This is a genomic window from Streptomyces sp. NPDC059355 (genome assembly GCF_042752335.1).
Classification (GTDB): domain Bacteria; phylum Actinomycetota; class Actinomycetes; order Streptomycetales; family Streptomycetaceae; genus Streptomyces.
The window spans coordinates 122,665-141,952 of sequence record NZ_JBHYXN010000020.1 but is presented as its reverse complement, the minus strand read 5'-3'; the positions used below and the strand labels follow the sequence as shown (position 1 = coordinate 141,952).

The window sequence follows — 19,288 nt, the reverse complement described above, 5'->3', positions numbered from 1 at the left end:
CGCGAAGAACAGGTACGACCCCGCCTCCGGCCGGAGGCGGGGTCTTCGCGTCGTCCGCGTCAGAACGTGAGCACTCCCCGTGCCACCCGCCCGTGCTGCGCGTCGTCCACGGCCTTCGCGAAGTCCTCGATCGGATAGGTCTCGGTGACCAGTTCGTCGAGCAGCAGCCGGCCCTGCCGGTAGAGCTCCGCGTAGAGGGCGATGTCCCGCTGCGGGCGGGAGGAGCCGTACCGGCAGCCCATGATGGTCTTGTCCAGGTACATGGACGAGACCGTGAACGACGCCTCCTCCTTGAAGCCGGGGACCCCGAGCAGGATCGCCTGCCCGTGCCGGTCCAGCAGGTCGACGGCCTGGCGGATCAGCTTGACGCTGCCCACGCACTCGAAGGCGTGGTCCGCGCCCGTGGGGAGGATCTCGCGCACCGCCGCCGAGGAGTCGGGGACGGCCGACGCGTCGATGAAGTGCGTGGCCCCGAACTGCCGGGCCACCGCCTCCTTCGCCGGATTGGCGTCCACGGCCACGATCGTGCCCGCGCCCGCGATCCGCGCGCCCTGGATCACGTTGAGCCCGATGCCGCCCGTGCCGATGACGACCACCGACTCCCCGTGGTCCACCCGGGCCCGGTTCAGTACGGCCCCCACCCCGGTCAGGACACCGCAGCCGATGAGCGCGGCCGAGGTGAGCGGGATGTCGTCCGGGATCTTCACCGCCTGAACGGCCTTGACGATCGTCCGCTCCGCGAAGGCGGAGTTGGACGCGAACTGGAACAGCGGCTTCCCGCCCCGCGAGAACGGCTGCCCCGGCATCCCGATCGCCTTGCGGCACATGGTCGGCCGGCCCCGGTCGCAGTCCGCGCAGGCCCCGCAGTTCGCGAGGGTCGACAGGGAGACGTGATCGCCGGGCGCCACGTGCGTCACACCCGACCCGACCGCCTCCACCACCCCGGCGCCCTCATGGCCGAGGACCACCGGCGGCGGGAACGGTATCGTCCCGTCGATCACCGACAGGTCGCTGTGGCACAGCCCGGCCGCCGCGATCGCGACCAGCACCTCCCCCGGCCCCGGGTCGCGGATCTCCAGATCCTCCACCACCTGGACCTGCTTGCCGTCGAACACGACGCCTCTCACCTGGACTCCTTAGGCAGGCCGAGCACGCGCTCGGCGATGATGTTCCGCTGGATCTCGTCCGAGCCGCCGTAGATCGTGTCGGCGCGGGTGAACAGGAACAGGCGCTGCTCCTCGTCGAGTCCGAGTTCGTACGGGGTCCCGGGCGCCCAGTCGGCCGGCCCGGCGCAGGCCCCGGCTCCGCGGACCGCCACCGCCAGCTCGCCGAGCCGCCGGTGCCAGCCGCCCCACAGCAGCTTGGCCACGCTCGGCGCACCCGGGTCGCCGGACGTTCCCAGCGTCCGCAGGGCGTTCCAGCGCATCGTGCGCAGCTCGGCCCACTGCCGTACGAGACGTTCGCGCAGTACGGGGTCCCCGGCGCCCTGCGGTGCCGCGGCCACGTAGGCCCCCACCACCCGCTCCAGCTCCGCCGCGAAGCCGATCTGCTGGACGAGCGTGGAGACCCCGCGCTCCAGGGCGAGCAGCCCCATGGCCACGGTCCAGCCGTCGCCCTCCCCGCCGACGGTCTCCGCCGCCACCGCCCCGTCGAAGAAGACCTCGTTGAACTCGCTCGTCCCCGACATCTGGCGGATCGGCCGGACCTCGACCCGCCCCGGCTGGTCCATCCGCACGAGCAGGAAGGACAGGCCGCGGTGGCGCCGCGAGCCCGGTTCGGTCCGGGCCAGGACGAAGCACCAGTCGGCGTCCTGGGCCAGCGAGGTCCAGATCTTCTGCCCGCTGACCCGGAACCGCCCGTCCGACGCGTCCCGTACCGCGGTGGTACGGATCCCCGCGAGGTCGGAGCCGGCGCCCGGCTCGCTGTAGCCCTGGCACCACAGCTCCTCGCCGCGCGCGATGCCGGGCAGGAAGCGGTCCCGCTGCTCCCGGGACCCGTACGCGATCAGGGTCGGCGCGAGGAGGTTCTCCCCGATGTGGCCGACCCGCCCGGGGGCGCGCAGCGCCGCGTACTCCTCGGCCCAGACGACCTGCCCGGTGAGGGAGAGCCGCTGCTGCCCGTACGTCCCGGACGGCAGCTCCCAGCCCTGGCCGATCCAGCCGCCCCGGCCCAGCTCGCGCTCCCATGCGCGCCGGGTCTCGACCCCTTCGTGCTCGCTGCCGGGCCCGCCGAGGCCGAGGGCGTCCGCGTACGGGCCCACCAGGTGCCCGGTGAGCCAGGAGCGGGCGCGGGCGCGCAGCTCCTCGTCCTCGGCCCCGAAGCTGAAGTCCATGTCGTCCGGGCTCCCCTACGCGTTGGGGCGGTCCTTGGCGGCCGCCGCCTTGGCCATGGCCTCCAGCTGCGCGAGCATCGGCATCGGGTCGGTGCCGACCGTGCCGGGCAGGAAGTCGGCGATCTTCTCGGGGGTCCAGGAGCCCTCGGCGTAGCCCGCGCGCAGCTCGCGCGGCTGCGCCCAGACGGCGATCTTCGGGCCGGCGATCGTGTAGACCTGCCCGGTGATCTTCTCGCCGCCGACGGCGACGGCCTTGTCGGAGAGCAGGTAGGTGACGAGGGCCGCGACGTCCTCGGGCTCGCCGATCTCCTTGAGCTCCATGGGGACGTTGGCCGACATCCGGGTCCGGGCGACGGGTGCGACGGCGTTGGCGGTGACCCCGTACTTGGCCAGCCCGAGCGCGGCGGAGCGGACGAGGGAGATGATCCCGCCCTTGGCGGCGCTGTAGTTGGCCTGGGCGACGGAGCCCTGGTGGTTGCCGCTGGTGAAGCCGATGAGGGTGCCGGAGCCCTGGCGGCGCATGACGGCGGAGGCGGCGCGGAAGACGGTGAAGGTGCCCTTGAGGTGGGTGGCGACGACCGGGTCCCACTCCGCCTCGGACATGTTGAACAGCATCCGCTCGCGCAGGATGCCGGCGACGCACACGACGCCGTCGATACGGCCGAACTGCGCGAGGGCGGTGTCGACGATGCGCTGGCCGCCCGCCATGGTCGAGATGTCGTCGGCGACGGCGACGGCCTCGCCGCCGGCGGCCTGGATCTCCTTCACCACGCCGTCGGCTATCTCGCTCGTCGGTTCGCCGCCCTCGATGCCGACGCCGTAGTCGTTGACGACGACCCTGGCGCCCTCGGCGGCCGCCGCGAGTGCCACGGCCCGCCCGATGCCCCTGCCCGCGCCGGTGACGGCCACGACCTTGCCGGCCAAGAAGTTCCCCACGCCCGACCCCTTCCCGCGTTTTCTGACGGTCCGTTAGATTCTATGACCAGTCGGATGTCCGGGCACAAGCCCTAGTCGGCCTCAGTTGCCCCAGCGCACCCCAGGAGCTGATGGAAGCCATGACCTTGCCCGCCGAGTTCCACGACATCGCCAAGCGCGTCAACAACTGGGGGCGCTGGGGCGCCGACGACGAGATCGGCACCCTGAACCTGATCACCGCGGAGGTGGTCCGGGCGGCGGCCGCCGAGGTCCGTACCGGTGTGCGGATTCCCCTGGCGCTGCCCCTGAAGGAGGACGGGGTGCAGGCGGGGCTGATACCCGGGCGGATCAACCCGCTGCACACGATGGTGCAGATCAACCAGGAGCTCTTCGGGCCGGGCACGGTGGCGTGCAGCGACGACGCCGTGACGATGGGCCTCCAGTCGGCCACCCACTGGGACGCCCTGACGCACGTGTCGCACTCGGGCCGCATCTACAACGGCCGCCCCGCGTCCACGATCACCGCGCACGCACGCGCCGAGTTCAGCGGCATCGACAAGGCCACCCCCATCGTCTCGCGGGGCGTCCTGCTGGACGTGGCCCGCGCGAAGGGCCTGGACCGGCTGCCGGGAGGCCACGCGGTGACCCCGGAGGACCTGGCGGAGGCGGAGGAGTTCGGCGGGGTCACGGTCCGGCCCGGAGACGTCGTCCTGGTCCGCACCGGCCAGATCCAGGTCTACCTGGCGGGCGACAAGCACGGCTACGGCTTCCCGTCGCCCGGACTGTCCGTCCGTACGCCGGAGTGGTTCCACGCGCGGGACGTGGCGGCGGTGGCGAACGACACCCTGACCTTCGAGATCTTTCCCCCGGAGATCGAGAACCTGTGGCTGCCGGTGCACGCGCTGGACCTGGTGGAGATGGGCATGCACCAGGGCCAGAACTGGAATCTCGAAAAGTTGTCCACAGCCTGTGCAGAAGAAAACCGGTACGCCTTCCTGCTCTCCGCCATGCCGGAGCCCTTCGTCGGCGGCGTCGGCACCCCGGTCGCCCCGGTGGCCGTCCTCTGAGCACGTTCAGCCGTATGGCCCGATTCGGCGGGTGGGGGCGGGGTAGGGAGGGGCCGTCCAACCCTCATCGGCAGCCCCGGAGGCATCCGTGCCCGACATGAACGGCCCCTACCAGGCCGGCACCCCCTGCTGGATCGACCTGATGGTCCCCGACCAGCAGGCCGCCCTCGACTTCTACCGCGACCTCTTCGGCTGGCAGGGGGAGATCGGCCCGGCGGAGACCGGCGGGTACTCCGTCTGCACCCTCAAGGGCAAGCCTGTGGCCGGGATCATGCGCGCCTCCAACCCGGACGGGACGGTCCCGGACCCGATGCCGCCGACCGTGTGGACCACGTACCTGGCCACCGACTCCATCGACTCCACCCTCAAGTCGGTCACCGACGCGGGCGGCACGGTGATGGTGGGCCCGATGGACGTCATGGACCTCGGGCGGATGGCCGTCGTCTCCGACCCGACCGGCGCCGTCGTCGGCCTCTGGCAGTACGGCACCTTCGCCGGGGCGGGCATCGTCAACGAGCACGGCGCGCTGATCTGGAACGAGCTGAGCACCGGTGACATCGCGGCCGCCGCAGCGTTCTACTCCGCCGTACTGCCGATGGGCACGGCGAAGTCGCAGATGCCGGGCGCCGAGGAGTACACGGAGTTCACGGTCGCGGGCCGGGCCATCGGCGGGATGATGGACCTCGCCTCGATGCCGACCGGGGTTCCGCCGCACTGGCTCCCGCACTTCGCCGTCGACGACGTCGACGGCGTTCAGGCGGCCGCGGTGCGGGCCGGCGGCGCCGTCAAGGCCCCGGCGTTCGACATGGCGGCGGGCCGGATGGCCGTCCTCGCCGATCCCCAGGGCGGCACCTTCGCGGTGATCGCCGCCACCACCCCGGAGCAACCCGCCTGAGCCGCCCGGCGGTTGCCCCGGCCCTCCGGCCGGGGCACCTCGCCCGGCCCCGGCCCGCCCGCACTACCCCAAGCGGTAGCGGGCCGCGGCGGCGGCGAAGGCGGGGGCCTCGGCCGGGGTCAGGGCGGAGACCGCCACCCAGGAGAGGTCGGCGAACTCGATGTACATGCGGCCCTTCTGGAGCAGGCCCGTCCCGTTCGCCCGGACGACGGTGATCGCCGACCGCGGGACCTCCCAGTACTGCCGCATCACGGGCGTCGACTGCCACAGCGGCGAGACGTCCGTCAGGGCGAACCAGCGCCGGTCCGTCACCACGAGGACATCCGTCGCCGAGCCGCGCGCGCCGGCGCGGCCGATCAGGAACCGGCCGGCCTGGCTCTGCCAGCCGCCCTCCATGCCCTTGCCGTCCTCCGGGTCGGGAGTCCGCTCGGCCGTGTCCCGGCGCGGGTCGTGCCCGCGCGCCTTGAAGAACTGCTGGAGGGGGCGCGGGAGCTTCTCCTCGATCCGCCGGCCGAGCGCCGCCGGCTCCGGCGGCGCGAGCAGCTCCTCCGGCGGGTTCGGCACGCCGGGACCCGGTTCGCAGGCACATACGGCGATCAACTGCTCGTCAGGCTGCAGGAAGTCCTCGGCCTGGCGGCGCCGGTCCTGGTTCACGCGCTTGCTCCTACTGCTGAGTAACGTCGAGTGCGCCCCAATTGTCCTCGAAACCGGAATGCCTGATTACCACCGGGGCCGACACCCGCCCCCGGGATGCATCCCGGGGGCGGATGTCCGTACGTGGGACCGCCGTTAGGGTCGCGGCATGGACACCTCATCAGGGCAGGTCGGCAGGGGTCGGCAGCCGTTCCGATGGCAGATCGCGGCCCTCTGGGCCGGCGCCGCTCTCGGCACGCTCGTACTGTCGAACCTCGCGTTCCGCGTCCCCCTCGGCATCGGGAACCGGATCTTCGAGGTGGGTCCGCTCCTCGCGGTCGTCGGCGTGCTGACCGGCGCCCTCCTGGTGCGGCGGGCACCGCTCACCACCCTCGGGCTGATGCTGCTCGGCACGTACCTGATGCTCTTCCTCGGCCGCGCCCCCGGGCTCACCCTCGCCATGGTGCTGCCCGGCGCGGTGGCGCTCGGCACGGTCGCGGCCACCCGCTCGCGCCGGGTGACCCTGCCGGCCATGGGCATCACCGTCCTGCTGCTGATCACCGCCCAGTTCGCGGTGCCCGCGGAGGGCTCCGCCGCCCGCGTCCTCGCCCAGAGCCAGCTGCCGATCGTGGTCCTCGGCTGGCTGATCGGCGACTCCGTACGGCGCGGCCGCGAGGCCGCCGCGCAGGCGCAGGCCCGCGCCACCGAGCAGGCCCTCACCGACGAGCGGCTGCGCATCGCCCGCGAGCTGCACGACATGGTCGCCCACAGCATCGGGGTCATCGCCATCCAGGCCGGGGTCGGCAGCCGGGTCATCGAGACGCAGCCCGCGCAGGCCCGCGAAGCGCTGCGGGCCATCGAGGCCACCAGCCGCGAGACCCTCGCGGGGCTGCGCCGCACGCTGGTCGCCCTGCGCCGCAGCGAGCCCGCGCCGCTGGCGCCCGCGCCGGGCCTGGACGGCATCGACCGGCTCGCCGCGGCCGCCGCGGCCGATACGGGCGTACGGGTGGACGTGGCGTGGTCGGGGGAGCGGCGGCCGCTGCCCTCCGACATCGAACTGGCCGCGTTCCGCATCGTGCAGGAGGCACTGACCAACGTGGTCCGGCACGCGCGGGCCGGCGGCTGCCGGGTGGAGATCGCGTACGGGCCGGACGAACTCGCCCTGGAGATCACCGACGACGGGCGCGGCATCCCGGAAGGCGCCGCGCCCGGCGCCGGATTCGGCCTCACCGGCATGCGGGAGCGCGCCGCCCTGCTGAACGGCCGCTTCGAAGCCGGACCACAGCCCGGAGGCGGCTTCCGCGTGGCGGCGGCCCTTCCGGTCGGACGACCCGAGGAGAAGGAATGAACGGCAGCGGCAACGTCCGCGTACTGCTCGCCGACGACCAGCCCCTGGTGCGCTCGGGGCTGCGCGTCCTGATGGCCGACACGCCGGACCTGGAGGTCGTGGGCGAGGCCGCGAACGGAGCAGAGGCGGTCCGGATGAGCGCCGAGCTCGCCCCCGACGTGGTGGTGATGGACATCCGGATGCCGGAGATGGACGGCATAGAGGCCACCCGGCGCCTCACGGCGGCCGGCCCGGACGGTGCCCGCGTGCTGATCCTGACCACCTTCGACGAGGACGAGCACGTGTACGGGGCGCTGCGCGCCGGTGCGAGCGGTTTCGCCGTGAAGGACATGGCGCTGGACGACATCCTCGCCGCCGTCCGCGTGGTCGCGGCGGGCGACGCCCTGATCGCGCCGGGCGTCACGCGCCGCCTGATAGCCGACTTCGCCGCGGGCCCGGCGGCCGCCCCCGAGCGCGTTCCGGCGATCACGGGCCGGGAGCAGGAGGTGCTGACCCTGGTGGGGCGGGGCCGGTCGAACGGCGAGATCGCGCAGGACCTGTTCATCACGGTGGCGACGACGAAGTCGCACGTGGCCCGGCTGCTGACGAAGCTGGACGCCCGGGACCGCGTCCAACTGGTGATCAAGGCCTACGAAATGGGACTGGTCACGCCGCCCGGTTAGGGCTGCGCGGGAACCAGCGGGTGGCGGCGTACGGTCGTGCGCACCCCGAGCGCGGCACGGCAGCCGCCACCCCACGACCCGCACTCGTCAAGGTCTGCCCTTGGCGTCCCCTCGCAACGAATCGCTGAGTACAAGGGTGATCAACAGTTGACGAACCGTCAACACCTCGTTAGAGGTACACGCGCGGTTCCCACGTCGGCCGACAATCCGCAGGTTTGTCGGCGCGGTCGATCTCGCACCAGATCCGCTTGCCCGCACCCTCGCGCTGCCAGCCCCAGCGGTCGGCCAGTCCGTCCACCAACTCCAGGCCGCGCCCGCCCGTGTCGTCCCCGGCGGCCTGCCGCCGGGCCGGGCCGCGGGCGCTGGTGTCGGCGACCTCGACCCGCACACCGGGCTCCCCGAAGAGCATCCGCAGGACGGCGGGGCAGCCGGTGTGCACGACCGCGTTGGTGACCAGCTCGGAGATCAGCAGGATCAGCGTCTCGGCGAGCGGTTCGTCATCCCCGATGCCCGACCCCGCCAGCCGGGACCGCGCCCAGCGGCGGGCCCGGCCGACCTCGGCGGGGTCCGGCCCTACCTCCAGCTGTACCTGAAGCACCTGCACCGCTCACACCATCCGAACCGGCGGACACTTCGCCTCGCGACAGGACGGGATCACCGAGTGTGATCCCCTTGCGGAGCAGCATGGTTGACATACAGTCACCGCAACAAGCGCTTCGGGCATATTCCAGCGCGAAGGAGTAGGCGTGGTGCATACTGCGCGTCGCTCGCGCTGCTGGGCCGCTCGCATTCCCGGGAGCGTACCGGAGCAGGCCCCCGAGTCCGGGCCGCAATGGGCCGGGCCAAGGACACAAACCGATATCAACTCTCTGTAATCGGACATGCGTCCCGGACCGTTCCGACCGTACCCCGTTCCGCTCCCGTTCCACCCCCTTTTGGTGACAGGGAGCTACGTCGAGGCCGACTCCAGCTCCGCCGCCAGCAGCTCCTCCGCCTCCCCCGCCGTCCGCCACTGCTCGGCGCGCACCCAGGCCCGCTTGAGGTGCAGGTGCACGTCCGCCTCCCACGTGAAGCCCATCCCGCCGTGCACCTGGAGGCAGTCGCGGGCATTGCGCACGGCGGCCTCGTCGGCCAGCAGCTTGGCCCCGGCCACCTCCGCCGGGTCCGCGGTCACCGCCGCCGCGTACACCGCCGTACGGGCCACCTCGGCCCGCACCAGCATCTGCGCGCACAGGTGCTTCACCGCCTGGAAGGCCCCGATCGGCTGCCCGAACTGCTCGCGCTCGCGCCCGTACCGCACCGCCAGCTCCACCGTGCGCAGCGCGCCGCCGGCCTGGAGGGCGGCCGTCAGCAGCGCGCCCTCGTCGCGGTACGACTCCGCGGCGGCCGGCGGCCGCGAAGCCACCCGGTGCAGCGGGGTGAGCGGGTCCGCCGAGGGCACCGGCTCACCCGAAGGGAGCGACGGCGCACCGAGCACCGCGTCCGCGTCCCCGAGGTGGGCCACCAGCGCCCCGCCGCCCGGGCCCCCCAGGTCGAACGCCGTGACCACCGCGGTCCCCTCCGCCGCCCCCGGGACCGCGCCCGCCGCCAGGTGAGTGGCGACCAGCGGCCCCGGCAGCAGCGCCCGGCCCGCCTCCTCGAAGACGAGGACCGCCTCGGGCAGCCCGAGCCCGACCCCGCCGCGCGCCTGCGGGAGCCGCAGCGCGAAGAACCCGGCCTCGCCGAGCTCCCGCCACAGCCCCCGGTCCAGGGCCCCGCCCGCGTCCACCGAGGCCCGCAGCGCCTCGCGCCCGTACCGGCCCGCCAGCAGGTCCCGTACGCCCGCCCGCAGGTCGCGCTGCTCTTGCGTCAACCGGAAGTCCACGGCCCTCACCGGCCCTTCGGGAGGCCGAGGATCCGCTCGGCGACGATGTTCCGCTGGATCTGCGAGGTGCCCGCCGCGATCGTGTACGAGAGGGACGAGAGCCGGTCCAGGACCCACTCCCCTTCCAGCGTGAGGGAGTCCGCGCCCAGCACCTCGGCTGCGGTGTCGTACAGCTCCTGCCGCGCGTGCGAGTAGGCGAGCTTGAAGACGGAGCCGCCGACGCCCGGCACCCCGCCGGAGGCCTCGGACGCGCTGACGTTCCACTGGGTGAGCCGCCACAGCGCCCCGAACTCCCCGTACAGCCGCCCGAGCCGGCGCCGCAGGACGGGATCGTCCCAGCGGCCGTTCGCCTTCGCGGTGCGCGCGAGTTCGCCCAGGGTGCGGCGGCAGGCCACGACCTCGCCGACGAAGGCCGTCCCGCGCTCGAAGGAGAGGGTGACCATGGTGACGCGCCAGCCGTCGTTCTCGTCCCCGACCCGGTTCGCGACGGGCACCCGGACCTCGTCGAGGAACACCTCCGCGAACTCGGCCGACCCGGCGAGGGTGCGCAGCGGCCGTACGGTGACCCCGGGCGCGTCCATGGGCATGGCCAGCCAGGAGATCCCGCGGTGCTTGGGGAAGGCCTCGCCGACGGGTCGGGTCCGCACGAGCAGCTCGCACCAGTCGGCGACCTCCGCGTGCGAGGTCCAGATCTTCGATCCGGTGATCACGTAGTCGTCCCCGTCGCGCACGGCGCGCGTGCGCAGCGCGGCCAGGTCGGAGCCCGCGTCCGGCTCGCTGAACCCCTGGCACCACACCTCGTCCCCGCGCAGCACGGGCGGCAGCCAGCGCGCCCGCTGCGCGGCCGTTCCCTCGGCGGCGATGGTCGGGCCGGCGTGCAGGAGCCCGACGAAGTTGGCGCCCACGTACGGGGCGCCGGCCCTCTCGGTCTCCTCCAGGAAGATCAGGTGCTGGGTGGGGGTGGCCCCGCGGCCGCCCGCGTCCACGGGCCAGTGCAGGCCGGCGTACCCGGCGTCGTACAGCCTGCGCTGCCAGCCGGCGTCGTACGCGCGCCGGCCGGGCCAGTCGTCGGGGGACGGCTTGGCGGGCAGCTCGGGCAGGGTCTTGCCGAGCCATTCCCGCAGGTGGGCCCGGAAGTCCCGCTCCTCCTGCGTGTACGTCAGATCCATCAGACGAGATCCAGGCCGAGCATGCGGATGGCGTTGCCGCGCATCAGCTTGTAGACCGTCTCGTCGTCCAGCCCCTTCACGTGGTCCAGGGCGACCTCCTTGGTGTGCGGGAAGGTCGAGTCCACGTGCGGGTAGTCGGTCTCGAAGGTGGCGTTGTCGCGGCCGACGACGTCGAGCGAGGCGATCCCGTGCTTGTCGCGGAAGAAGCAGCAGAACATCTGCCGGTAGTAGTACGTGGACGGCGGCTCGGGGATCAGGTCGCGGACCCCGCCCCAGGCGCGGTGCTCCTGCCAGACGTCGTCGGCGCGTTCGAGGGCGTACGGGATCCAGCCCATCTGGCCCTCGCTGTAGGCCAGCTTCAGCGTCGGGAACTTCACCAGCACCCCGCTGAACAGGAAGTCCATCATCGAGGCCATGGCGTTGTTGAAGCTGAGCGAGGCCTGGACGGCGGGCGGCGCGTCGGGCGAGGCGGCGGGCATCTGGGAGCTGGACCCGATGTGCATGTTGACGACGGTGCCCGTCTCCTGGCAGACGGCGAAGAAGGGGTCCCAGTAGCCGGAGTGGATGGACGGCAGCCCGAGGTACGTCGGGATCTCGGAGAAGGTCACGGCGCGCACCCCGCGGGCGGCGTTGCGCCGGATCTCGGCGACGGCGAGGCCGACGTCCCAGAGCGGGATGATGCAGAGCGGGATGAGCCGGCCGCCGCTGTCGCCGCACCACTCCTCGACCATCCAGTCGTTGTACGCGCGCACGCAGGCGAGCGCCACTTCCTTGTCCCGCGCCTCGGCGAAGGTCTGCCCGCAGAAGCGCGGGAAGGTCGGGAAGCAGAGCGAGGCCTCGACGTGGTTGAGGTCCATGTCGGCGAGGCGCGCCTTGGGATCCCAGCAGCCGCGCCGCATCTCCTCGCGGGTGATGCCCTCCAGGGTCATGTCGTCGCGGTCGAAGCCGACGGCGGCGATGTTGCGCTTGTACGGGAACTTCAGGTCCTCGTAGATCCACCAGTCGGTCGGCGGGCCGTCGGGGTCCATGGAGATCACGTACTTGCCGCCGGTGTACCGGAGGTCGCCGATCCCGGCGGTGAGCGGCTTGGGCCCGCGGTCGCGGTACTTGGCCGGCAGCCAGACGTCGAAGAGGTGCGCGGGTTCGATGACGTGGTCGTCGACGCTGATGATCCGAGGCAGTTCCAGTTCCATGGTGTCCCCTCGAGAGCCGATGAATCCGGTGAATCCGGTGAATCTGATGGAGCGTCAGAAAGTACGCTAGCCCCGCCACCCCTGGACCGACAAGCGCCGGAGCCCTACGCTCTGCGCTGGATCTGACTGAGCGTCAGTTACAGGAGGCCGGGCATGGCGGACACCAACGACACGGCGGTACGGCTGAGCCACTCGCCCACCCTGTGGGAGCTGGTCGCGGCGCGGGCCGCGCTGAGCCCCGGCGCCACGGTGCTGATCGAGGCGGCCGAAGACCCCGCCGGCGACCGGGCGCTCACCTTCGCCGAGCTGCGCGACCGCTCCGAGCAGGTCGCGGCGGGGCTGTACGGGATGGGTGTACGGCCCGGCACGGTCGTCGCCTGGCAGCTGCCCACCCGGATCGAGACGGTCCTGCTCTCCCTCGCCCTGGCCCGGATCGGAGCCGTCCAGACCCCGGTGATCCCCTTCTACCGGGACCGCGAGGTGGGCTTCGCGCTGCGCGAGTCCAAAGCCGAGTTCTTCGCCGTCCCGGGCGTGTGGCGGGGCTTCGACCACACGGCGATGGCGGAGCGCCTCGGCGCGCGCGGCGTCTTCGAGGCGTACGGATCCCTCCCGGCCGCGGACCCCGCCGTACTCCCCGCGCCCCCGTCCGAAGGCACGTCCGTCCGCTGGATCTACTGGACCTCCGGGACCACCTCCGACCCCAAGGGCGTCCTGCACACCGACCGCTCACTGATCGCGGGCGGCTCCTGCCTGGCGCACGCCCTGCACCTGAGCCCGGCCGACACCGGCTCGATGGCCTTCCCGTACGCGCACATAGGCGGCCCGGACTACCTGGTGATGCTGCTCCTGTACGGCTTCCCCGCGGTCCTCTTCGAGAAGTTCGCGATGCCGGACGCGCTGGCCGGCTACCGGCGCCACGGGGTCACGGTGGCGGGCGGCTCCACGGCCTTCTACTCGATGTTCCTCACCGAGCAGCGCAAGGACCCGTCCACGAAGCTGATCCCCACCCTCCGCCTCCTCGCGGGCGGAGGCGCACCGAAGCCGCCGGAGATCTACCACGCGGTCGTCCGCGAACTGGGCTGCCAGCTGACCCACGGCTACGGCATGACCGAGGTCCCGATGATCACCATGGGCGCCCCGGACGACACGGCGGAGCACCTCGCCACGACGGAGGGCCGCCCCCCGGCCGGCATGTCGATCCGCATCACCGCCCCGGACGGCACGCCGCTCCCCCCGGACACCGACGGCGAGGTCCGGCTGCGCGGCGAGGCGGTCTGCCGGGGCTACCTGAACCGCGGGGACCGCCCGGCCGGGGTCTTCGACGCCGACGGCTACCTGATCACGGGCGACCTCGGCCACCTGACCCCGGACGGCTACCTCGTCCTCACCGGCCGCACCAAGGACGTGATCATCCGCAAGGGCGAGAACATCTCCGCGAAGGAGATCGAGGACCTCCTGCACCTGCTCCCGGCCATCGGCGACGTGGCCGTGATCGGCCTCCCGGACCCCGAGCGCGGCGAACGCGTCTGCGCGGTGGTGGAACAGCCGCCGGGCGCGGCCCCCCTGACCCTCCCGGACCTCACGGCCCACCTCCGCGCCCAGGGCCTGTCCCCCCACAAGCTCCCGGAGCAGCTGGAACTGGTCGAGGCCCTCCCCCGCAACGAAGCCCTCCGCAAGGTCCTGAAGTACAAACTCCGGGAGCGGTACGCATAGGGGGTGTCTTGCCCCGCCCGCAGTGGCGGATGTCTCATTCCGGACGGCCCATCAGTGGGCACAGGGGCCGCGTGTCACAATTATTTGTCCTTTTCACACAAGCAGAGCGCCCCTCCGGGTCCCGTTCGCGAGAGGCGTCATGCGAGTCCGCGATACCCCCCTGAGCCGTGTGCGGTGGTCTCACGGCACCGTCGCAGAACTGTTCTCCGGCCGGGACAACAGCCTGGGTCTGCTGCGGCTGCTCCTCGCGTCCGCCGTCGTCCTGTCCCACGCGCGCATCCTCGGATTCGGGTCCCGCGAGTTCGGCTACAGCTTCGCCTCCGGACAGACCGACCTGGGCAAGATGTCCGTCTTCGGCTTCTTCATCCTGTCCGGCATCCTCGTCACCCGCAGCGGCAACCGGCTCCCGACCGGACGCTTCCTGTGGCACCGGGCACTGCGGCTGCTGCCGGGCCTGTGGGTGTGCCTGCTGGTGACGGCCTTCGCCGTGGCGCCGTTCCTGTACTGGCGCCAGCACGGCGGCCTGACGGGCTTCTGGAGCCACGGCGAGAGCCCGTTCGACTACGTCCGGGCCAACTTCGCCATCCGGGTCCACCAGTGGGGCATCTCGGGCGTGCTGGACGGCGCCATGAACAAGGGGCTGACCCACAACCGCAGCTTCGACGGTGCGCTGTGGTCCCTGGAGTACGAGGTCCTCTGCTACCTCGGCGTCGCCCTCCTCGTCCTCGCCGGGGCGCGGGCCGGCGGTGTGGTCCGCGCACGGCGCGCCATCCTCGCGGTCGCGGCCGTCCTGGGCTGGTTCGTCCTGACCGAAGCGCTCGCGGACCCCCTGACCAACGCGACGGAGATCCCGATGCGCGACGGGATGCCCGCGATCCCCGTGGTCGGCGGCTTCGTCGTCAACTGGGTCTTCTACCTCGGCTTCGCCTTCGTCCTCGGGGCGCTCATCGAGGCGTACAAGGAGCGGATCCCGGTGAGCGACCCGCTGGGCGTGCTCGCCGGACTGACCCTGCTCGCCAGCCTGCAGTACGGCTGGTTCTACGTCATCGGCGTACCGGCGTTCGCCTACCTGCTGCTGTGGCTCGCGATCCGGCTGCCCCAGCCGTTCCGGCGGGTGGGCGCCAAGCACGACTACTCGTACGGGATCTACATCTACGGCTTCGTCGTGGAGCAGGCCGTCGCCGCGCTCGGCGGTGCCCGCTGGGGCTTCGGCGTCTACCTCGCGCTGGCCGCGGGCGGCACCCTGCTCGCGGCGATGCTCTCCTGGCACCTGGTCGAACGCCCCGCCATGCGGCTGAAGGACATCGGCCGCGCCCGCCCGGCCGCGCAGCGGCACGCGGGCGCGACCGGGGGATCCCCGGCGGCGGCCGCGGAGCAGGACCTGGCCCGCGCGGGCACGGCGGCCCCGTAGCGCGGGGCCCCGCAGCGCCGGCGGGGCCCGCCCTGATCCGAAGACACGGCCTACGCGTCCGGGGCCTCCACGCCGCAGTACGCGGCGAAGGCCGTCAGGATCTCGTCCTCCGTGATGCGGCCGTCGGCGTCGCCGTCCAGGGCCTTCGCGATCCCGTCGGCCAGTTCGGGCGGGGTGCCCAGGACGCGCAGGACCCGGGCCGCCGCCGCCGGGGTCGTGCCGCGGCCGTCCTCGTCCGCCACCGCGATCACCCCGTGCAGGAACGGCCGCGCGATCTCCGCGAACCGCTGCGGGTTGTCGCGCAGCCGCTTCGCCGCCCCGGTGATGAACTCCTCGCGGGTCACGCGCTGGTCCCCGTCGACGTCCGCGATCCCGGCCATCCCCTGCCAGAAAGCCTCGGCGCCCGCGAAGAGGCCCTGGCCCCTGTCCGACCGCGCGGTGGTGCCGAATTCGGCCAGTACGGCCTTCGCGGCCGCGCTGAAGTCCTCACGGTCGATGTATCCGTTCCCGTCCTGGTCGAACGTGGCAAACCGGGCGGCGATCTTGCGCTCGTATTCTGCGCTGTCCATATGCGGCGTTCCGCCTTCACATGTGCGGTGGAGTTCAGTTCAAGACAAGCCAGGAGCGTAAGGCCTACGTGGCCTGCCCGTTAAGCGAAGTCGTCAAGCAGGTGGCCGCATCGAACCCGCGCACGGGAAGCGCGGCGGGGCGCGTACACCTGTGCCCATGTGCCTCATCCGGCCCCATTGTTCACACCCCGCACCGCACCTATCACGGAGAGCGCTCTTCCTGGGCCGCGTTCCCCCAAAACGGGCGCGAACCCGCCTCTGGCGACTACATTCGAGGCGTCGACACACGGCTGGGGGCAGTTATGCCGAAGGACGTACCACCTCGCTGGGACCGCCGCATGCAGCAGCGCCTCGCCCGCGGCGAGGCCGCCGCGCTCGGAGAGCTGTACGACCGCTTCGCCTCGCTCGTGCACAGCCTGGCGCACCGGGTCCTCGGCGACGAGACGGCGGCGGACCGGATCACCCGCGAAGTGTTCGGCTACATCTGGGAGAACCCCGACGCCTACGACCCGAAGCAGGGCTCCATGCGCTCCTGGGTCGCCCGGATCACCCAGGTCCAGGCCGTGGCCCGGCTGCGCCAGGCCGAACTCGGCCGCGGCTCGCGCGAGGAGCTCGAACAGAAGGTGCGCAGCGCCACCGCCGCCGCCCGCGCGGACTACATCGTCACGTCCATGCCCGCACCGCTGCGCGCCGCGCTCGAGCTCGCGTACTTCAAGCGCCGCGACTACCGGCAGGCCGCCGCCGACCTCCGCATCAGCGAGGACGAGGCCCGGCGCCGGCTGCGCCTGGGCCTGCAGCTGCTGTCGACCGCCAACGTCCTCCCGCAGGAGGACGCCGCTCCGCCCGGATATGGAACTCCCCGATGAACGGCCCCGCCGACCCGCCCCACGAGGGATACGAGGAGCTGCGCCCCGGCGGTCCGGCGCGCATACCGGGTCCGCGCGGGGCCGCTGACGACCTCGATCCGCGGCACGCGCCGGAACCGCTCCCCGAGCCGCCCGCCGCACCGGAACCGCCCCCGCCGCCGCGCACCCACGCCGTGCTGAAGTCCCTGCTCGGCGCCTGGGCCCTCGCGGCCTGCTCCGCCGAGGAGACGCAGGCGGTCGAGGACCACCTCACCGAGTGCGCGCAGTGCGCCGAGGAGGCGCTGCGGCTGCGCGATGCCGTGGGCCTGCTGCACCCCGAGGACAGCCTGGACCTCAAGCCGCTGCTGCGCTCGCGGGTGCTGGAGGACTGCCTCGGCAAGCGGCCCGCCCGCATCCCGGTGCCGGCGTGGGCGAACCCGTACGACACCGAGACCGCGCGGCTCGACGCGCTGCTGCGGGACTTCGGCGACTCGGAGTGGCAGACCCCCGTACGCCTGAAGTGGTTCGAGGAGGAGCGGCGCCAGTCGCGCCGGACGACGGTGGCCGGGGTGATCGGTCACCTGCTGACGGTGGACGGGCTGGTCGCGACGGCGCTGGGCCTGGACGACCCGCTGGGCCCGGAGGCGCCGTCGGACGCCACGGGCCGCACCGAGCACTACTGGAGCTCCGCCGAGCAGCCGATCACCCGGCAGATCCGCGAGCCGTGGCGGGAGCAGGGCCACACGCTGCTGCGGACGGTGTCGTTCGCGGGCCGGGGCGTCGGCGAACTGTCCGTGGACTACGGGCCCTTCGCGCTGCCGCTCGGGGACGCGTTCCTGGAGCGGGCCTTCGAGTGCTGGGTGCACGCGTGGGACATCGCGGAGGCGGTGGACTACCCGTACGACCCGCCGTCCGGGCCGCACCTGCACCGGATGATCGACCTCGCGGCACGGCTGCTGCCGAGCGCGCTGGCCCACCGGCGCCGGGCGGGCCTTGCCGCCCCGGCCCGCGGCCTGGTCGCGGCGGGCGCACCGGGGCGGACCCTGCACCTGGAGATCGAGGGCGCGGGCGGCGGCAGTTGGGACATCGCCCTGGACTCCCCGGCGGCGAAACCGTCGGCGGAGCACACGGTGGCGCAGATCGCGCTGGACGGCGCCGAGTTCTGCCAGCTGGCCGCCGGGCACATCTCCCCGGAGGAGGCGGCCGTGGGTCAGCACGGCGACCGCGAGGCCATTCGCGACGTCCTGTTCGCGGCGGCCTCGCTGAGCCGCCTGTAGGGGGTGTGCCGCCGGGGCTACGCCGGCTCGGCGGAGCCCCGGGGCTACGCGAAGACGACCGTGCGGGTGCCGTTCAGGAGCACGCGGTGCTCGCTGTGCCACTTCACGGCGCGCGCCAGCGCCTGGCATTCCACGTCGCGCCCGATCGCCACCAGCTGGTCCGGGGTCACCTCGTGGCCGACCCGCTCGACCTCCTGCTCGATGATCGGGCCCTCGTCGAGGTCGGCCGTCACGTAGTGCGCGGTGGCACCGATCAGCTTCACGCCTCGCGCGTGCGCCTGGTGGTACGGCTTCGCACCCTTGAAGCTCGGCAGGAAGGAGTGGTGGATGTTGATGATCCGCCCGCTCAGCTCCTTGCACAGGGTGTCCGACAGCACCTGCATGTACCGGGCCAGGACCACGAGCTCGACGTTCTCGTCGCGGACCAGCGCCAGCAGCTGCGCCTCCGCGTCCGCCTTCGTCTCCTTCGTCACCGGGATGTGGCGGAAGGGGACCCCGTACGAGCGCACCAGCTCGGCGTAGTCGGTGTGGTTCGAGACCACCGCCGCGATCTCGACGGGGAGCGCGCCGATGCTGGAGCGGAACAGCAGGTCGTTCAGGCAGTGCCCGAACTTCGACACCATCAGCACGATCCGCATGCGCTCGTCGGAGCGGTGCAGCTGCCAGTCCATCCGGAACGAGTCGCCGATCGCGGCGAAGCTGGCCCGCAGCTTGTCGAGCGTCACCGGAGCGTCGGCGGAGAAGTGGACCCGCATGAAGAAGAGGCCGGTGTCGTGGTCGCCGAACTGCCGGCTGTCCTCGATGTTGCATCCGGTCATGAACAGGTAACTGGACACGGCGTGCACGATGCCCTGCTTGTCCGGGCATGACAGGGTCAGTACGTACTGCTGGGGGGCCTGGGCCTGCGGGTCGTCGCTCATGACCCCACAGCCTTTCACACCCCGAGGCTCACGCCGCGCGGGTGAGGATCCTCAGCACTTCCAGCGACCGCGGCGCCGCGTCCGGTTCGTCACCGTCCGCCGTCGCCAGCCGTACGTGCGCCTCGCGCGCGGCACGTACCGCCTCGGGCCAGGCGTGGTGCTCCAGGTAGGCGGAGACGGGGGCGTCCGGCCCGACCTGGTGCAGGATCCGCAGCACCCGCAGCACCGCGAGGTCCACGAGGGTGGCCTCCTGGGAGTCGCGGAATATCGTGCCGACGTACTTGTCGGCCGACCAGCTGTCGAGCCACGTGTCCTCGACAAGGCGGTACACGGCGTCGGTGACGTCCCCGTACCCCTCGGCACCGGCGAGCCAGGTTTCCTCGTGGAAGACCGGGTCGGAAAGCATGTGAAGCGCCGAGCGCACGTTGCTGCGCCAGCGCCACCACGGCATGTCGTTCAGGGGCATGCCGCCCAT

19 protein-coding genes are annotated in these 19,288 nt (G+C 72.5%); 8 read left to right on the top strand and 11 right to left on the bottom strand.

The window, feature by feature from the left end:
* Positions 1-59: 59 nt before the first annotated feature.
* From ACFXGI_RS20675 to ACFXGI_RS20665, 3 genes are read right to left on the bottom strand one after another with little or no spacing between them, the layout of a single operon-like run.
* Positions 60-1,127, bottom strand: a complete 1,068-nt coding sequence (locus ACFXGI_RS20675; RefSeq protein ID WP_384708460.1) for a Zn-dependent alcohol dehydrogenase — start codon at positions 1,125-1,127, stop codon at positions 60-62.
* Positions 1,124-2,332: an acyl-CoA dehydrogenase family protein gene (locus tag ACFXGI_RS20670; protein ID WP_384708457.1), complete on the bottom strand. Its 1,209-nt coding sequence runs from the start codon at positions 2,330-2,332 to the stop codon at positions 1,124-1,126. The genes ACFXGI_RS20675 and ACFXGI_RS20670 overlap by 4 nt, the downstream gene beginning before the upstream one ends.
* A gap of 15 nt (positions 2,333-2,347) precedes the next feature.
* The gene (locus ACFXGI_RS20665) at positions 2,348-3,268 is read right to left on the bottom strand and encodes an SDR family oxidoreductase (RefSeq protein WP_384708454.1); all 921 of its coding nucleotides are present in this window, start codon (positions 3,266-3,268) and stop codon (positions 2,348-2,350) included.
* Between the two features lie 119 nt (positions 3,269-3,387).
* Here ACFXGI_RS20665 and ACFXGI_RS20660 point away from each other — a divergent pair, with 119 nt between their 5' ends.
* On the top strand, positions 3,388-4,314 hold the full coding sequence (locus tag ACFXGI_RS20660) for a cyclase family protein (RefSeq protein WP_384708451.1): 927 nt from the start codon (positions 3,388-3,390) through the stop codon (positions 4,312-4,314).
* Positions 4,315-4,411: 97 nt separating this feature from the next.
* On the top strand, positions 4,412-5,209 hold the full coding sequence (locus tag ACFXGI_RS20655) for a VOC family protein (RefSeq protein ID WP_384708487.1): 798 nt from the start codon (positions 4,412-4,414) through the stop codon (positions 5,207-5,209).
* A 63-nt stretch (positions 5,210-5,272) separates the two neighbouring features.
* Here the strand turns inward: ACFXGI_RS20655 and ACFXGI_RS20650 are convergent, their stop codons facing one another.
* A complete protein-coding gene (locus ACFXGI_RS20650) occupies positions 5,273-5,863 on the bottom strand; it encodes a hypothetical protein (protein WP_384708448.1) in 591 nt (196 codons plus the stop codon).
* A 148-nt stretch (positions 5,864-6,011) separates the two neighbouring features.
* Here ACFXGI_RS20650 and ACFXGI_RS20645 point away from each other — a divergent pair, with 148 nt between their 5' ends.
* Together ACFXGI_RS20645 and ACFXGI_RS20640 are read left to right on the top strand one after the other, a co-directional pair.
* The gene (locus ACFXGI_RS20645) at positions 6,012-7,190 is read left to right on the top strand and encodes a sensor histidine kinase (RefSeq protein WP_384708445.1); all 1,179 of its coding nucleotides are present in this window, start codon (positions 6,012-6,014) and stop codon (positions 7,188-7,190) included.
* A complete protein-coding gene (locus ACFXGI_RS20640) occupies positions 7,187-7,852 on the top strand; it encodes a response regulator (protein ID WP_384708442.1) in 666 nt (221 codons plus the stop codon). The genes ACFXGI_RS20645 and ACFXGI_RS20640 overlap by 4 nt, the downstream gene beginning before the upstream one ends.
* A 169-nt stretch (positions 7,853-8,021) precedes the next feature.
* Here the strand turns inward: ACFXGI_RS20640 and ACFXGI_RS20635 are convergent, their stop codons facing one another.
* From ACFXGI_RS20635 to ACFXGI_RS20620, 4 genes are all read right to left on the bottom strand, one after another.
* Complete coding sequence (locus ACFXGI_RS20635) at positions 8,022-8,456, bottom strand: ATP-binding protein (protein ID WP_384708439.1); 435 nt, start codon at positions 8,454-8,456, stop codon at positions 8,022-8,024.
* A 345-nt stretch (positions 8,457-8,801) separates the two neighbouring features.
* On the bottom strand, positions 8,802-9,716 hold the full coding sequence (locus ACFXGI_RS20630) for an acyl-CoA dehydrogenase family protein (protein WP_384708436.1): 915 nt from the start codon (positions 9,714-9,716) through the stop codon (positions 8,802-8,804).
* Between the two features lie 5 nt (positions 9,717-9,721).
* Entirely contained in the window at positions 9,722-10,885 is a 1,164-nt protein-coding gene (locus ACFXGI_RS20625; protein ID WP_384708433.1) for an acyl-CoA dehydrogenase family protein, read from the bottom strand.
* The gene (locus tag ACFXGI_RS20620; protein WP_384708430.1) at positions 10,885-12,078 is read right to left on the bottom strand and encodes an amidohydrolase family protein; all 1,194 of its coding nucleotides are present in this window, start codon (positions 12,076-12,078) and stop codon (positions 10,885-10,887) included. Before ACFXGI_RS20620 ends, ACFXGI_RS20625 begins: the two co-directional genes overlap by 1 nt.
* A 153-nt stretch (positions 12,079-12,231) precedes the next feature.
* On the opposite strand from ACFXGI_RS20620, the gene ACFXGI_RS20615 reads away from it, so the two are divergent.
* Both ACFXGI_RS20615 and ACFXGI_RS20610 read left to right on the top strand, forming a co-directional pair.
* Entirely contained in the window at positions 12,232-13,791 is a 1,560-nt protein-coding gene (locus tag ACFXGI_RS20615; RefSeq protein ID WP_384708427.1) for a class I adenylate-forming enzyme family protein, read from the top strand.
* 169 nt (positions 13,792-13,960) lie between these two features.
* A complete protein-coding gene (locus tag ACFXGI_RS20610) occupies positions 13,961-15,202 on the top strand; it encodes an acyltransferase family protein (RefSeq protein WP_384708424.1) in 1,242 nt (413 codons plus the stop codon).
* Positions 15,203-15,252: 50 nt separating this feature from the next.
* Here the strand turns inward: ACFXGI_RS20610 and ACFXGI_RS20605 are convergent, their stop codons facing one another.
* A complete protein-coding gene (locus ACFXGI_RS20605) occupies positions 15,253-15,771 on the bottom strand; it encodes an EF-hand domain-containing protein (protein ID WP_384708421.1) in 519 nt (172 codons plus the stop codon).
* 302 nt (positions 15,772-16,073) lie between these two features.
* Between ACFXGI_RS20605 and ACFXGI_RS20600 the strand changes: the two genes are divergently transcribed.
* A complete protein-coding gene (locus ACFXGI_RS20600; RefSeq protein WP_384708418.1) occupies positions 16,074-16,637 on the top strand; it encodes a sigma factor in 564 nt (187 codons plus the stop codon).
* Positions 16,634-17,893, top strand: a complete 1,260-nt coding sequence (locus ACFXGI_RS20595) for a maleylpyruvate isomerase N-terminal domain-containing protein (RefSeq protein WP_384708416.1) — start codon at positions 16,634-16,636, stop codon at positions 17,891-17,893. Before ACFXGI_RS20600 ends, ACFXGI_RS20595 begins: the two co-directional genes overlap by 4 nt.
* 44 nt (positions 17,894-17,937) lie before the next feature.
* On the opposite strand, the gene purU is transcribed toward ACFXGI_RS20595, so the two are convergent.
* Both purU and ACFXGI_RS20585 read right to left on the bottom strand, forming a co-directional pair.
* On the bottom strand, positions 17,938-18,813 hold the full coding sequence (gene purU / locus ACFXGI_RS20590) for a formyltetrahydrofolate deformylase (RefSeq protein ID WP_384708413.1): 876 nt from the start codon (positions 18,811-18,813) through the stop codon (positions 17,938-17,940).
* Positions 18,814-18,841: 28 nt separating this feature from the next.
* Entirely contained in the window at positions 18,842-19,288 is a 447-nt protein-coding gene (locus ACFXGI_RS20585; RefSeq protein WP_384708484.1) for a hypothetical protein, read from the bottom strand.